15 protein-coding genes are annotated in these 15,722 nt (G+C 33.4%); 8 read left to right on the top strand and 7 right to left on the bottom strand.

The window, feature by feature from the left end; genetic code table 11:
- Positions 1–63 precede the first annotated feature (63 nt).
- Positions 64–297, top strand: a complete 234-nt coding sequence (locus tag Q0828_RS06965; RefSeq protein WP_298418918.1) for a hypothetical protein — start codon at positions 64–66, stop codon at positions 295–297.
- Between the two features lie 75 nt (positions 298–372).
- Here the strand turns inward: Q0828_RS06965 and Q0828_RS06960 are convergent, their stop codons facing one another.
- The 7 genes from Q0828_RS06960 to Q0828_RS06930 form a co-directional block, all read right to left on the bottom strand.
- Positions 373–885 carry an OmpH family outer membrane protein gene (locus Q0828_RS06960; protein ID WP_298418915.1) on the bottom strand — a complete coding sequence of 171 codons (513 nt, stop codon included), beginning with the start codon at positions 883–885 and terminating at the stop codon, positions 373–375.
- Between the two features lie 45 nt (positions 886–930).
- Positions 931–1,827, bottom strand: coding sequence for an OmpH family outer membrane protein (locus Q0828_RS06955; protein WP_298418912.1), 897 nt, complete (start codon positions 1,825–1,827; stop codon positions 931–933).
- 49 nt (positions 1,828–1,876) lie between these two features.
- Positions 1,877–4,501 carry an outer membrane protein assembly factor BamA gene (gene bamA / locus Q0828_RS06950; RefSeq protein ID WP_298418909.1) on the bottom strand — a complete coding sequence of 875 codons (2,625 nt, stop codon included), beginning with the start codon at positions 4,499–4,501 and terminating at the stop codon, positions 1,877–1,879.
- A 7-nt stretch (positions 4,502–4,508) separates the two neighbouring features.
- Entirely contained in the window at positions 4,509–5,249 is a 741-nt protein-coding gene (locus tag Q0828_RS06945) for an isoprenyl transferase (protein WP_298418906.1), read from the bottom strand.
- Between the two features lie 20 nt (positions 5,250–5,269).
- Positions 5,270–5,956: a DUF6089 family protein gene (locus Q0828_RS06940; RefSeq protein WP_298418903.1), complete on the bottom strand. Its 687-nt coding sequence runs from the start codon at positions 5,954–5,956 to the stop codon at positions 5,270–5,272.
- 99 nt (positions 5,957–6,055) lie between these two features.
- Positions 6,056–6,940 carry an NAD kinase gene (locus Q0828_RS06935; protein ID WP_298418900.1) on the bottom strand — a complete coding sequence of 295 codons (885 nt, stop codon included), beginning with the start codon at positions 6,938–6,940 and terminating at the stop codon, positions 6,056–6,058.
- An 11-nt stretch (positions 6,941–6,951) separates the two neighbouring features.
- A complete protein-coding gene (locus Q0828_RS06930; protein WP_298418897.1) occupies positions 6,952–7,608 on the bottom strand; it encodes an acetoin utilization protein acuB in 657 nt (218 codons plus the stop codon).
- A gap of 96 nt (positions 7,609–7,704) precedes the next feature.
- On the opposite strand from Q0828_RS06930, the gene Q0828_RS06925 reads away from it, so the two are divergent.
- The 7 genes from Q0828_RS06925 to clpX all read left to right on the top strand — a co-directional run bounded on the left by Q0828_RS06925 (position 7,705) and on the right by clpX (position 15,705).
- Positions 7,705–8,421: a pyridoxine 5'-phosphate synthase gene (locus tag Q0828_RS06925; protein ID WP_298418894.1), complete on the top strand. Its 717-nt coding sequence runs from the start codon at positions 7,705–7,707 to the stop codon at positions 8,419–8,421.
- The gene (locus Q0828_RS06920) at positions 8,421–9,191 is read left to right on the top strand and encodes an alpha/beta fold hydrolase (protein WP_298418891.1); all 771 of its coding nucleotides are present in this window, start codon (positions 8,421–8,423) and stop codon (positions 9,189–9,191) included. The genes Q0828_RS06925 and Q0828_RS06920 overlap by 1 nt, the downstream gene beginning before the upstream one ends.
- Positions 9,192–9,318: 127 nt before the next feature.
- Positions 9,319–10,572, top strand: a complete 1,254-nt coding sequence (locus Q0828_RS06915) for an outer membrane protein transport protein (RefSeq protein WP_298418888.1) — start codon at positions 9,319–9,321, stop codon at positions 10,570–10,572.
- Positions 10,573–10,592: 20 nt separating this feature from the next.
- The gene (locus tag Q0828_RS06910; RefSeq protein ID WP_298418885.1) at positions 10,593–12,107 is read left to right on the top strand and encodes an SGNH/GDSL hydrolase family protein; all 1,515 of its coding nucleotides are present in this window, start codon (positions 10,593–10,595) and stop codon (positions 12,105–12,107) included.
- Positions 12,108–12,339: 232 nt separating this feature from the next.
- A complete protein-coding gene (gene tig, locus Q0828_RS06905; RefSeq protein WP_298418882.1) occupies positions 12,340–13,668 on the top strand; it encodes a trigger factor in 1,329 nt (442 codons plus the stop codon).
- A gap of 79 nt (positions 13,669–13,747) precedes the next feature.
- Positions 13,748–14,440: an ATP-dependent Clp endopeptidase proteolytic subunit ClpP gene (gene clpP / locus Q0828_RS06900; RefSeq protein ID WP_298418879.1), complete on the top strand. Its 693-nt coding sequence runs from the start codon at positions 13,748–13,750 to the stop codon at positions 14,438–14,440.
- A gap of 32 nt (positions 14,441–14,472) precedes the next feature.
- Positions 14,473–15,705, top strand: coding sequence for an ATP-dependent Clp protease ATP-binding subunit ClpX (gene clpX, locus Q0828_RS06895; RefSeq protein ID WP_298418876.1), 1,233 nt, complete (start codon positions 14,473–14,475; stop codon positions 15,703–15,705).
- Positions 15,706–15,722 lie beyond the last annotated feature (17 nt).

Genomic DNA, 15,722 nt, shown 5'->3' with positions numbered 1-15,722 from the left:
TACGATATGACACATGTTTTATAGTATTATATTTGAAATATTATAAACATTAAAGTGCAAATTATGAAAAAAAAGAAATTAAGTAGAAAACTATTATTAGGGAAAACAAACGTTTCAAACTTAGGAGAAGTTAAAGGAGGTTATATAACATTTTATTGTCCAACCAGAAATTGTGGAACTGCTAACTGTGGCACTTTTAATTGTGGAACTGCTGCATGTGGCACGAATAACTGTTTAACGAATAATCATCCATTAAGTGATCCGTTACACTGTAGAACTTGTCATGGAGGATGTTAATAATATAGATATTTTAGGTAAAACAAAAAAAGCTTCCAATTTGGAAGCTTTTTTATAGTGTATGGTATTGTAAAATTACTGAATACCTAATTCTTTTTTTACTGAAGCCATTAAGTCAGTTCCGTCTGCAAGTAGCAATCCTGAACCTTGAGTAGCATCAAGTACATAAGCAAATCCTTGTGCTTTAGCAACTTTTTGAATAGCAGCTAATGCTTTTTCTTGAATAGGCTTTGTTAAGTCAATATACTTTTGCTCAGCAGTTTTTTGTGCAGCAGCTTGTGCTTCTTGAATACGAGTTTCTAATTCAACTAACTCTTTTTTTCTACTGTCGTTTTCAGCGTCAGTTTTTGTTGGAGCTTCGTTTGTATACTGTGTTAATTTGTTTCTGTATTCTGTAACTGAAGCTTGAATATCAGCTCCTAAAGATTCTTGTAATTTGTCGAATTCTGTCTTAGCAGCTTTCATTTCCGGCATTGCGCTAATCAATTGTTGCGTATTAATGTGAGCAACTTTAGTTTGTGCATTTGTAAAACTTACTACTCCAAAAAATAAGACTGCAATAGCTATTAGCTTTTTCATTTGTTTCATGATTTTCAATTATTTACTTTAAGTGTTATTTATATTTAATTGTTGTTATTCTCCATTTCCAGCACCGCTGCCTTCATTTTCTTCTTCATTTTTGTTTTCTTCTTGCTGCTTTTTGCGCTCTTCATCTTTCTTTTTCTTGTCTTCAGCTCGTTTTTTACGTTTTTCTTCAGCAGCTTTTTTCTTAGCTTCACGATCCGCAATTAATTTTTTACGTTTTTCTTCGTATGCTTTCTTTTTTGCTTCACGTTCTTCTAAGCGTTTTTGTTTGCGTTCCTCTAATACTTTTTGACGTTCAGCTTTCTTTTCTGCAGCAGCTTGTTTTTTAGCTTCTACTTCTGGATTGACTTCTTTTTCATCATCAAACTTAGACTTTTCGCTTGCTTCTTTTAATTTGGCAGCTCTTCCTTCTCGTTTTACTTCTCTATTAATTGTTCTTAAAACAAGATCACTAATGTCAAATTTCTTTGCCGAATATAACATTACAACATCTGCTGATTTATCAAATACGAAATCGTATCTTCTTTTCTTTGCAATTTCTTGAACAGCATTCAATACTTGATCTTGAATTGGCTTTACTAAGTTTTGACGTTGAATCATTAAACTTCCGTTAGGACCGAAACGATCTTGCTGATATTTTATCAATTCTTCTTCTAAAATTTGTATTTCCTCTTCACGTTCATCTACCAATTCTTTTGTGAGTAATACACGCTCGGCGCTGAGGTTTTTTTTCATTTGCTCAATCTCGCCTTGCTTTTTTTGCATTTCAGCTTTCCAGCGATTTGCTTTTGCTTCTAATTGTGTATTTGCTTCCTGATACGCAGTTACATTTTCTAAAATGTATTCCATATCTATGTAGCCAACTCTTGCACCATTTACACGTTTCTGTGCTTGTATTGATACTGCAAAAAGCATTGTTAATAATAAAAGAACTTTAGTTTTCATACTGTGTCGGTTTGTTAATAGAAAATATCGTGCCAAAATTAAAAATGACTTAAAATTGCTGTCCGATTATGAAATGTGTTTCCCATCCATTTCGTTGTGTTGTTCCTGGAATTGGATCAAATCCATATCCAAAATCAATACCTAATAACCCGAACGCTGGCATAAATATACGTAATCCTGCTCCAGCTGAGCGATTTAATTCAAATGGGCTATATTCTTTAAACGAATTAAATGAGCCACCAGCTTCTAAAAATGTCAACGCATAAATGGATGCTGTTTGCTTCAAAGTAATCGGATAACGTAACTCTAACGAAAATTTATTGTAAATAGTACCTCCATCTAAATCAGAAAGTGATTGATTTGGATATCCACGTAGTGCAATTGCCTCTCTACCATCTAAACTAAACGTTCCTAAACCGTCTCCACCAACGAAGAATCTTTCAAAAGGAATAATTCCTCTATCATTGTTATATGCTCCTAAGAAACCAAAATTAGCTTCCGTTTTTAATATTAATTTGTCAACAATTTTTTGATACCAAGCACCTTTAAATTTAATTTTATAGAATTCTAACCATTTAAATTTTTCTTGATCTACTTTTCCTCTGTCTACCACTGAAACTTCACCATCATCTAGTGTTGGGCCTAAGTTTGCAGGTTCTCCAGGTTGTCCAGCATTTGCATTTAAGAAGTTTCCGTTAGCATCTCTTAGTTGATATTCTTCTTCATTTTCAAGATTTCCATAATCTACATTATTGAATAATGAATATGGTAATGAAAGTTTTGCACTTATTGTAAATTCAGATCCAGATGTTGGATAGATTGGATTTGGTCCGGATGAATTTCTACTTAACGCAGCTGTGTATGAGAAGTTGTTTGAGAATCCATCACCAAATGTAAATAATCCAGTATTGTAATTTTTTAAGTTGTAATGTTGGAAACTTAGCGCTTGTGATAATACAAAGTAATCATCTGGTTCTGCTAATCTTTTTGCTAAACCTACAGATAAACCTGTAATTAAGAAACGTCTGTCTTTATCAGCATTGTTTGTTTGCGGGTTGAATAAGAACTGTACTGTGTGCGATAAAGAAGTTGTAAACTGTACTGGTTTTTTTCCTCCTAGCCATGGTTCTGTAAATGAGAAACTAAATGTTTGGAAAAATCTACTTGCTTGTGCACGTAGTGCTAATTTTTGTCCATCTCCTGTTGGAAGTGGTTTGTAGGCATCTCCGTTGAATAAGTTTCGAATAGAGAAGTTATTGAATGATAATCCTAAGGTTCCAATGAAACCTCCACCACCATAACCACCTTGTAGTTCTATCTGGCTTCCACCACGTTCTGCAACTGAGTATTCAACATCAACTGTTCCGCTATTTGGATCTGGATTTTTGATTTCTGGCTTGATTTGCTCAGCATCAAAGAAACCTAATTGACCTAATTCACGAATGGTACGAATGATTTTATCTTTACTGTATAATTCTCCTGGTTTTGTTCTGATTTCACGGTAGATTACGTGATCATTTGTTTTTTCATTTCCTTTTACCGAAATGTTGTTGAAATACGCAGGTTTCCCTTCGATAATACGAATTTCAAAGTCAATAGTATCATTTTTTGCTGAAACCTCAACAGGGTTAATGTTAGAGAATAAATATCCGTTGTTTTGATATTTATTTGTTAAGTCGTTTGCATCAGGATCAGTCTCGTCAGCAATACGTTTTTCAAGTAAAACACCATTATATGTATCACCTCTGTTGATTCCCATTAATCGTCTTAGTTCGTCGTCAGTGTATACAGAGTTTCCTAAGAATGTAATATCTCCAAAGTAATATTTATTTCCTTCTTCAAGAGCAATGTCTATATTAATAGTATTGTCATCATTCCAGCTAATTGAGTCTTTCGTAATTCTGGCATCACGGAATCCATTTTCTTTATACTTCTCAATTATAGAAGCTAAATCTTCTTTGTAGTCTTCAGGAATGAATTTAGAAGATTTAAAAATACGTAATGGAAATTTTTGCTTTGTATTACGCATTGTTTTACGCAGCTTTCCATCTTTGAATTGTGTGTTTCCTGTAAAACGAATTTTCTTGACTTTTACTTTTTTACCACGATCAACATTTACCACGAGTTTCATGGCATTTTTAGATTCAGTATTTGCAGTATCAGCAACAGTAGTGATATTTACTTTTGTGCTGTAATATCCTTTTTTCTTGTACTTATTCTGAATGTAATTTTTTGTATTGGCTAAGAAACTTTCGGTAATTTTTTTACCTTTTTTAAGTTCTGTTTCTTTGATAATAGTAGATGCCTTACTTTCTTTTATACCACGTACTTCTACTTCTGAAAGTGTTGGTAATTCTTTAATGTTTAACTCTAAGAATATGTTGTCACCTTCAATACGTTCAATATAGAAATTGATGTCACTGAAAAGTTCTAATCCCCAAAGTTTTTTGATGACAGCACTGATTTCTTCACCAGGCACTAAAATTTCTTGTCCTTTACGTAATTGAGTATACGTTACAACAGTTTGTTCGTTATAACTTTTTAGTCCTGTAACTTTAATGCCGCCAATGATATATTTCTTTCCTTTATCAAAAGTCGTCTCCTGCGCATGTGTCGCGATACTGCAAAACAGTAATGATACTAGTAAAAATAATTTTAGGTACTTTTTTTGCATTAAAATTCTAATTAATTTGTTCGCTTGTTTTTCCAAATCTTCGTTCTCTATTTTGATAATTAATCAACGCTTCATATAAGTGCTCTTTGCTAAAGTCTGGCCATAATACATTTGTGAAATAAAGTTCCGCATACGCTATTTGCCATAACAAAAAATTACTTATACGATGCTCACCACTGGTGCGTATAAGTAAATCTACATCGGGTAAATTTTGCGTGTAAAGATGCTGATTAATAATTGATTCATCAATAGTTTCTAAAGAAATTATATTATTTTTAACTTTATGACATAATTCTTTAACAGCATTTTTTATTTCTTCTCTTGAACCATAGCTGAGCGCTAGTGTTAGCGTCATACGCGTGTTATTTTTAGTTTTTTCAATAACTTCAAATAACTCTTTTCGGGCTTTCTCAGGAAGCGAATCTAAGTTCCCGATAGCTTGTAATTTTATGTTGTTTTTAACAAGTTGTTTTAATTCTTTACGTAAAGAAGAGACTAATAATCGCATTAATGCTTCTACTTCTAGTTTTGGACGATTCCAGTTTTCAGTAGAAAATGCGTATAAGGTTAGGTTAGGTATGCCAAGTTCGCCACAGGCTTCAATAGTACGTCGTACTGCTTTCGATCCATTTTCATGTCCAAATACACGAAGCTTCCCTTTTTGTTTTGCCCAACGACCATTTCCGTCCATAATAATGGCTAAATGCTTTGGCAAAAAGTCTTTTTGTATTTGATCTACTAAATTCATTTCTATAATTGCATGCTTTGCTAGTAGCAGAAGCAGGGCTTTTTTCCAAAAGTATATGTAAGGGTAACTCCCATAAACATATACCAATCATTACTGTTTATATTTCCAAACTTTAAACTATCAAAGTCTTTTTTGTCTTTTACAGGATTACTTCCATCTAAATCGTCCGTAAAGGTATAGCGTGCTCCAATTTCAAAACCTAATATCATACTAGGTGAAATTGTTGCTTTGTATCCAATAACCATTGGAATGGCAAATGTACTATCATCTCCGTAAGAAACAATATTTCCTTCGTCTAAAAATAGAGTATCGTAGCTAAAATAAGAAATTCCAGTATATAAATATGGAGTTCCTTGCGGATCTAGGTCGTGAAGATTGAATTCCCAAAAGGTAAATTCTAATCCAGCAGACAACTCTGTAATTGTATTTGTAAATTGTAATCCTCTTGCTATTCGGGCTGGATCATCTGAATTGATATCTTTTCCTTCGAGCAGTGTTCTTGTGATAGACGCTCTAAATGAATGCCTTTCACTTCTATTCCATTTGTAAATAGCTCCGTACGCCAAATGGTTTGGGTTAATGTAGTTTGTGGAACCAACATCACCAATAAAATTACTGTACCCAACATACGCTCCAATTTCATGGAGTTGTGCGTTTGCGGTGTGGGCTAAAGTAAAAGCAACCAACATTAAGACGAGTCTCTTCATAGTATCAAAAGTTTGCAAATATAGTATTCTCTTTTGTTATAGGCAATTGTAAAAATAAACCTATGGGATTTAAACATAATTTGCTGGATTTTATTGCTTTTAATTTCGTTTATCTTCTCCCCAAAGGAGCTTTTTTCGGAGTGTTTTAAGGAAACTCTGTCCTTGAAGTTGTACAAGTTTAACTGTAAACGGTGCTTTTTGTACTGTAATTATAGTGTTTATGTCTACAGTAGCTATTCTAGAATCTAATGAAATTAGATGTTTGTCTTCACGACCAGAAACTTCAAGTTGTATGTTCATGTGATCAGGAATTACTAACGGACGTGCATTTAAATTATGCGGAGCTATTGGTGTTAGTACAAAATTGTGACTGTTTGGAGTAATTACAGGTCCGCCGCAACTTAAGGAATATCCTGTAGAACCTGTTGGAGTTGCTACAATAAGTCCATCTGCCCAATACGAATTTAAATATTCGTCATTTAAATGGGTTTTTACTGTAATCATCGAAGTTGTATCTTTTCGAGCTACGGTAACTTCATTTAGAGCAAAATTCATTTTTTTGAGATCTTTGTTTTCGGGCGAAGTTTTTACCGCTAATACACTACGTTCAATAACTTCAAACTCTTTTCCTATGATTTTAGAAATGGCATCTTTTATTTCTTCTTTTTGAATAGTAGCCAAAAAACCAAGTCTTCCGGTATTGATTCCTAAGATCGGAATATTTAAATCTTGAACAAGTGTTATTGTTCTTAGAATTGTTCCATCACCACCTAAACTCAAAAATAAATCATATGAATTATCTAAATCTTCATAAGAAGTAAACGTTTCATAGGTTTCTGTAATGTTTAATTTGGAAGAGAAAATTTCATAAAAGCGTTGCTCTATATGAATTTCAATACCAAACTGATGCAAAGCTTCTAACAAATACATAATGTATTCTCCAGAATCTTTATGATAAAATTGCCCGTAAATACCAACTTTCATGATTTCTTCTCCTATATATTAAGGTATTTATCTAAATAATCTGAACGCTCTTTTAAGTTTTGCATATAAGCATCTTCAGCAAATTCAGATATAATATTGTAACCATATCTTCTGAATGATTGTACAATTTCGTTAAGTCCAGCATTATTTAGCTTAATGGTTACTTGTACAACATCGTTTTCTGTTTTAGAAATAAATGCACCCAGCAAGCGTGCATTATTTGATTCTACTATTTGACTGATTTCACTAAATGAATAATCTTTCATGCCTTTTTCAACTACTAAAACACTTCCGAGTTCATGTAAAAATGGTGTGTCATTAAAAATATTGATAATATCATTCAGTTCGTAATACCCCACATAGTCATTCTTTTCATTCAAAATGGGCATCACATTCGTAGAATTCTGAGCGAAAGCTTCTAAAACATCAATCCAATTAGTTTGTGTTCTTACAAAAAACTGTTCTAAAGCATATCGATATTCATCTATCATTTTATCTGCATCAAAACAATGAGAATCAGTTTCAGACAAACATCCTATATATACACCATCTTGTGTGATAGGAATGTGAGAAAACGTAAGTTGATTAAATACCAATTGCGCCTCTTTTACCTGATCTTTCACAGATAGAGGAGTAACATCATTTAAAATGTATTGTGCAATATTCATAGAACAAAAGATTTGTGGGCGCAAATTAATTAAAAATAACTACTTCTAAGCATGCTAACTTTGTATTTTTGTGCCTCAGTTATAAAATAGAACGCAATGACAACAAAACTTAGTGTAAACATAAATAAAATTGCCACTTTACGAAATGCTAGAGGTGGAGATGTTCCTAATTTAGTAAAGTTTGCCAAAGACGTACAAAATTTTGGAGCGCAAGGAATCACAATTCATCCAAGACCAGACGAACGACATATACGTTATCAGGATGCAAGAGATTTAAAACCTATTGTACATACTGAATATAATATAGAAGGAAATCCAATTAAAAAATTTATAGATTTAGTTTTGGAAGTAAAACCAACACAGGTAACCTTAGTTCCCGATTCAGTTGATGCTATTACTTCTAATGCAGGTTGGGATACGATACAACACAAAGATTTTTTAACGGATGTTATTGCTGAATTCAAAAAACACGGAATACGAACATCTATTTTTGTAGATCCTGTAGTGGAAATGATTGATGGAGCGAAAGCAGTTGGGACTGATCGTATAGAATTATATACAGAAGAATTTGCGCATCAATACAGTTTGGGAAATGAAAAAGCAATTCAGCCGTATGTTGATTGTGCTGTGCGTGCAAATGAACTAGGAATTGGAATTAATGCTGGACATGATTTAAGTTTAGATAATATAGAATTCTTCGCAAAAGAAATTCCAAATTTATTGGAAGTGTCTATAGGGCATGCATTAATTGCAGAGTCCATATATTTAGGAGTAGACAATGTGGTAAATATGTATTTAAATAAATTGAAGTAATGATTTTACATTCAAATATAATTGGAGAGGCTGGGAAACCATTATTAATATTACATGGTTTTTTAGGAATGTCTGATAACTGGAAAACATTAGGAAAGAAATTTGCTAAAGAAGGATATCAAGTACATTTAATAGATCAGCGAAATCATGGGCGTAGTTTTCATTCAGATGAATTTAACTATGATATACTTGCTGACGATTTGAAAAAGTATTGTGATCATCATCAATTTAAATCAATTTCATTGATAGGGCATTCTATGGGAGGAAAAACGGCAATGGTTTTTGCAATGGATCATTCTGAATTACTTGAGAAATTAGTAATTGTAGATATCGGACCAAAATTTTACCCTACGCATCATGAACAGATTCTTGCAGGTTTGGTTGCTGTAGAAAAAGAAACGTTAAAAAGTAGAAGTGATGCAGAAACGATCATGAAAGAATATGTGTCTGATTTTGGCACGCGACAATTTTTACTAAAAAACCTATACTGGAAAGCAGACAAAACGTTGGGTTTACGGATCAATTTAAAAGTATTAATTGATAATGTAGAAGAAATTGGAGAAGCACTTTCTGGAAATGATATTTATACAAAAGAAACACTATTCTTAAAAGGTGACAAATCTGAATACATTCAAATAGGAGATGAAACATTAATTCATCAATATTTTCCAAAAGCAACTATTGGAGAAGTGACAAATTCGGGTCATTGGCTACATGCGGAAAATCCTACAGAGTTTTTCGAAAAAACGCTTTCTTTTTTAAATTCTTAAAAATCGTTCTAAATTTACTATGAATGCATAATAAATTCGTATAATTCTTGTGTTTATCATAATTTATAGTAATTTTGAAGCTGTTATTTTACAATAAGTTAACCTTAAATCAACAATTTTTACAATTATGAAAAAACTTTTATTGGTATTGACCATCGCATTTTCGGCTTCGGTAATGTACGCTGGAGGATATAGAGTCGGAGTACAAGGTCATAAACAATTAGCTATGGGGCATACAGGAGTTGCTGTAGTAACAAGTGCAGAATCAGCGTTTTTCAATCCAGCTGGTCTTGTATACTTGGATGGAAAGCTAAATGTATCTTTAGGAGCGGCAGCAGTATTATCAAATACATCATATCAAAATAGAGAATTCGGATATAAGTCAGAGGCAGACAATCCAGTAGGAACGCCATTTTATGCATATGGAGCCTATAAAATTAACGATTGGTTATCTGCAGGTTTAGCAGTATACACACCTTACGGAAGTAGAGTAGAATGGCCAACTGATTGGGAAGGATCTCATTTGGTAAATAATATTGAATTATCTGCAATATTTATTCAACCAACAATTGCAATTAAAATAAGTGAAAAATTAAGTGTTGGTGGTGGACCAATATATGTTTCTGGAGCAGTAAACTTTAACAGAAACTTATCTAGAAGTTTAACAGATGAAACAGGTGCTCGTTCTAATGTAACAATCGATGCATCAGGAATAAACGCTTGGGGATATACTGTAGGAGCAATGTTTCGTCCAACAGAAGATTTTAATATTGGATTTAACTATCGTTCAAAAATTGACATGAATGTTGAAAGAGGAGACGGAACAGCTGATTTTGAAAACTTGCCAGCTGCTTTAGCGCCAGGTTTCCCTGATGGAGATTTTACAGCATCTTTACCATTGCCAGCTGAATTAACATTAGGAGCTTCTTTTAAGCCTTCTGAAAAATGGTTAGTAGCTTTTGATTATACAAGAACATTCTGGGATGCTTATGAATCATTAGATGTTCAGTTCTTCAATTCGGCAGGTTTATCAAGAAATCCGAGAAACTACAAAAACTCTTCTATATATAAAATTGGAGCACAATATGAAGCAACTCAAAAAGTAACTGTAAGAGCAGGTTTCTACTTTGATGAGTCGCCAATTAGAGATGGATTCTTCGCGCCAGAAACGCCAAGACCTGATTCAGTTAACTTCACAGCAGGATTTTCATATAACTTAAATAGTAAATGGGCAATTGATGCTTCTGTATTATATGTACATTCTAATGAAATTCAAAATTCGTATGATTACTTCAGAGAAGCTGGGCAACCATTAACTTTTGGTGGAGAATATAAGTCGAATGCTTTAGTAGCAGGAATCGGAGTGTCTTACAAATTATAATATTAAAGAGCAGAATAAAGATGAAAAACAATATAAAATATTTAGCAATATTAGCTTTAGGATTATTTGCCTGTGAGCCAGAATTTGATAATCCAATCGATGAAAGTGGAGAGTACACAAGTGGATCAGCTGATTTTTCAACATATGTCGCAGTTGGAAACTCATTAACAGCAGGATTCATGGATGGAACTGTATTTAGAAGCGGTCAGCAAAACTCATTTCCAAACATCATGGCAGAGAAATTTGCCTTTGCAGGTGGAGGAACGTTTACACAACCATCGTATGATGATGATGTAAATGATTCAGGAGGATTTTTATTATCAGGTAATCCATTACCTGGATTTGGAACACGTTTAGTAATTGATGCTAGTCAAGGTGGCCCAGAACCATTAAATGTATCGCCTACGATGGAATTGTCAAGCTTACAAGCTACGGCTTACAATAACATGGGAGTTCCAGGAGCAAAATCATTTCATTTAGGAGCACCAGGGTATGGTAATATTGCAAACCTTTCAGTAGGAGCAGCAAACCCTTACTTTGTAAGACACGCAACAAGTCCTAATATTACGGTTATAGAAGATGCAGTTTCATTAAACCCTACATTCTTCTCATTATGGATTGGAAACAATGATATCTTATCATATGCAACTTCTGGAGGAGCAGGAACTGATCAAACAGGAAATCCAAATGTATTATCATACGGATTCAACGATATAACAGATCCTAGTGTATTTGCATTTACATACAGCGCGTTAGTAGATGCTTTAACAGCAAATGGAGCAAAAGGTGTAGTTGCTACACTTCCTGATGTAACTTCAATCCCTTACTTTACAACAGTGCCTTACAATCCAATTCCAATGGATGCGCCAACAGCAGCTTTTGCAAATGGAGCATATGCACAATATAATGGCGGATTACAATTAGCAGCAGCAAATGGTTTAATTACTGCTAGTGAAGTAGCGCAACGTACAATTCAATTCTCTGCAGGTCAAAATGCAGTTGTAATTGTTGATGAAGACTTAACACCTTTAGCAGGTCTTGGACTACCTAACTACAGAATGGCAACAGTAAATGACTTACTAGTTTTACCATCATCTGGAATTATCGGAACATTAGCTGATCCTTCAAACCCTGCTTCTATTAATGGAGTTGGAGTGCCATTAGCTGATAACTGGGTTTTAACAGCAACAGAAATACAGTCAGTAAGAAATGCTAGAACAGCTTACAACAATGCAATTCTTGCGATTGCTGCTGATAAAGACTTAGCAGTTGCTGACATGGCAACTACATTAGAAGTATTAGTTTCTGGTTTACGTACAGCTGACGGACAAATCTATACAAACAACTACTTTGATGGTTCTTCTGATGCAATTTCTACAACTGTATTCTCTTTAGATGGTGTACATCCAAATTCAAGAGGATATGCAATTGTAGCGGATAGTTTTATTAAAGCAATCAATGCAAAATATGGTTCAGATGTTCCTGGAGTTACTGCCGGATATTATCCTGGTGTAACTGTAGTTCCTACAAACTAAGAAAGCATAAAATAGAGCATAAAAAAAGCACTGAGAAATCAGTGCTTTTTTTATGCGATCATATTTCTAATAAAAACAATTTTGAGAAGCGAATTTTACAATTCTCAATGAAATCACGATTAATTTCTGTAATTGCAGTAAAAAGAAACTGATACACAATTGGTTGAATAACTTGATTCGCTTCTAAAAATAACGTACTTTTGCACTCCAATTTTCATATTACAAAACGAAGATGAATATAACAAGAGAAAATATAGACGCGTTAAACGCAGTAGTAACAGTAGAAATTGCAGAAGCAGACTACAGCGAAAAAGTTGCTAAAATCTTAACAGACTATAGAAAAACAGCTAATATCCCAGGATTTAGAAAAGGTCATGTGCCAATGGGATTAGTGAAAAAGCAGTACGGAAAAGCAGTACTTGTTGATGAGGTAAACAAATTATTACAAGAAGGGTTAAATAAATATTTAGTAGAAGAAAAACTAGATATACTTGGAAATCCATTACCAAGAATGCAAGAAGAGTTTGATTGGGACGCTGAAAATTTCTCTTTTGAATTTGAATTAGGATTAGCTCCAGAGTTTAAAGTAGATTTACAAGGAGAAGCAATTACACAATATAATATTATTGCTGATGATAAAATGATCGACGGTCAGGTTGAAAACATCAGAAAACAATACGGAAAACTAATCAGTCAAGATGAAGTTTCAGAAGAATCTGAAGTAACAGGTGTTTTCACAAATGAAGAAGCTGGAATTGAAAACAATGCTACATTTGGTTTAGATAAAATCAAGGGTAAAAGAAACGCAAACAAGTTTGTAGGCGCAAAAGTTGGAGATACACTTACGTTAAAAACAAAAGGTTTATTCAATGATGATAATGATTTAATGAACTTTTTAAAAGTGGAGCAAGATGCTGCAAATGGTTTGGATATTGAAGTTTCTTTTAAAATTAACGAAGCAAATACAAGAGAATTAGCAGAGTTAAACCAAGAATTATTTGATAAATTATTTGGAGAAGGAAATGTAAGTACATTAGAAGAAGTAAAAGGAAAGATCAAAGAAGATGCAGAAAGACAATTTGTACAACAATCTGATCAACGTTTACTAAATGATGTTACAGAAGGATTAATTGAAAATACAAAATTTGACTTACCAGCTGATTTCTTAAAAAAGTGGATTCAATCTGCAGGAGAACAAGAATTAACAGTTGAGCAAGCCGAAGAAGAATACGGAAAATCTGAAAAGGGATTGCGTTACCAGCTAATTCAAGATAAATTAGTAAAAGAAAACGAAGTTCAAGTTCAATTTGAAGACTTAAAAGAATTTTCGAAGCAAATGATTAAAGCGCAAATGGCGCAATTTGGACAAATGAATCCTAGTGATCAGGAGTTAGAAGACATCGCTGCGAGAATCTTATCTAACCAAGAAGAGGTAAGAAGATTAACAGATCAATTGTTAAGTCAAAAATTATTAGAGCTTTTCAAGGAAAAAGCAAACCTTAAAAAGAAAGAAGTAACTTACGAAAACTTCGTTAAAGAAGTGTACGGAGATGGTCATTAAGAAATAAAATACTTATATTTAAGGCGTTAAAAAATTATTATTTTAACGCCTTTTTTAATCAAAAATAGAAAGACACGAAATGAACTATAAAAAAGAATTTCATAAATACGCAACTAAACATCACGGTATCAATAATATGTACTACGATAAAATCGTAAGTCGTATGTCACCTTCTACATTTTCTAACCCAGTAGGAATGACGCCTTACATCATTGAAGAACGTCAAATGAACGTTGCTCAAATGGACGTATTTTCGCGTTTAATGATGGATAGAATTATATTTTTAGGAACAGGAATTGACGATCAAGTAGCTAATATTGTGCAAGCACAATTATTATTTATGGAAAGCGTAGACTCTTCTAAAGATATTCAAATCTATATCAACTCTCCAGGAGGTGGTGTATATGCAGGATTAGGAATCTATGATACAATGCAATTCATTAAACCAGATGTAGCAACTATCTGTACAGGAATGGCTGCTTCTATGGGAGCTGTATTATTATGTGCAGGACAAGCTGGAAAAAGATCTGGATTAACGCATTCAAGAGTGATGATTCATCAACCATTAGGTGGCGCACAAGGACAAGCAAGTGATATTGAAATCACAGCAAGAGAAATCTTAATATTAAAAGAAGAATTATATAAAATCATTTCTAAGCATTCTGGACAATCATATGACAAAGTATATGAAGATTCGGATAGAGATTATTGGATGAAAGCCGATAAAGCTAAAGATTATGGAATGATTGATGAAATACTTGTAAGAGAATAAAATAACAACTCTACAAGTAAATACAATAAATAATGGCGAAAGAAGAATTAGAATGTTCGTTCTGTGGCAGAAAAAAGCCAGAAACAAATCTGTTAATCGCAGGTTTAGATGCACATATCTGCGACAGATGTATTGAACAAGCGCACGGAATTGTTTTAGAAGAATCAAAACAAGCTAGTAACGATGAATTATCATCAGAATTGGTATTGCGCAAACCAAAACAAATCAAGGAATTCTTAGACGAATTCATCATCGGGCAAGGAGCTACGAAAAAAGTAATGTCGGTTGCTGTGTACAATCACTACAAACGATTATTACAAGCGCCAACAAATGATAATATTGAAATTCAAAAGAGTAATATCATCATGGTTGGGCAAACAGGAACCGGAAAAACATTAATAGCAAAAACCATTGCTCGTATGTTAAACGTTCCATTGGCAATAGTAGATGCTACTGTTTTAACAGAAGCAGGATATGTGGGAGAAGATGTAGAAAGTATTTTGACACGCTTATTGCAAGCAGCTGATTACAACCTTGAAAAAGCAGAACGTGGAATTGTTTTCATTGATGAAATAGATAAAATTGCACGTAAAAGTGACAATCCATCAATAACACGTGATGTTTCAGGAGAAGGTGTGCAGCAAGCCTTGTTAAAACTATTGGAAGGAACGGTTGTAAATGTTCCGCCAAAAGGAGGAAGAAAACATCCGGATCAAAAATTCATTGAAGTAAATACAGAAAATATCTTATTTATTGCAGGAGGTGCTTTTGATGGAATAGAACGCGTTATCACACGAAGATTGAACATGCAAGCAGTTGGATATAGCGCTTCCAAAGATGAAGAAGTAATTGACTCAGACAATCTATTGCAATACATCATTCCGAAAGATTTAAAAGACTTTGGTTTGATTCCTGAAATTATCGGTCGTTTGCCAGTATTAACGCATATGAATCCATTAGATGCAAACACATTACGTGCCATCTTAACGGAGCCTAAAAATGCAATCATCAAACAATACAAAAAATTATTCTCTATGGATAATATTGAGTTTGATATTACTGAAGGTGCGTTAGAGTTTATTGTAGAAAAAGCAATTGAATATAAACTAGGAGCTCGTGGATTACGTTCATTATGTGAAACAATCCTAACAGACGCCATGTTTGAAATGCCAGGATCTGACGAAAAAGAATTAAAAATCAGTAAAACATACGCTGAGAAAAAGCTATCAAAAGTAGCAATCAAAAAACTAAAAGCAGTATCATAAATAACAGCTATTAGATA

Source organism: uncultured Kordia sp. (genome assembly GCF_947496985.1).
Taxonomy (GTDB): domain Bacteria; phylum Bacteroidota; class Bacteroidia; order Flavobacteriales; family Flavobacteriaceae; genus Kordia.
The sequence above is the reverse complement of the archived record's forward strand: the minus strand, read 5'-3'. Positions and strand labels throughout refer to the sequence as shown.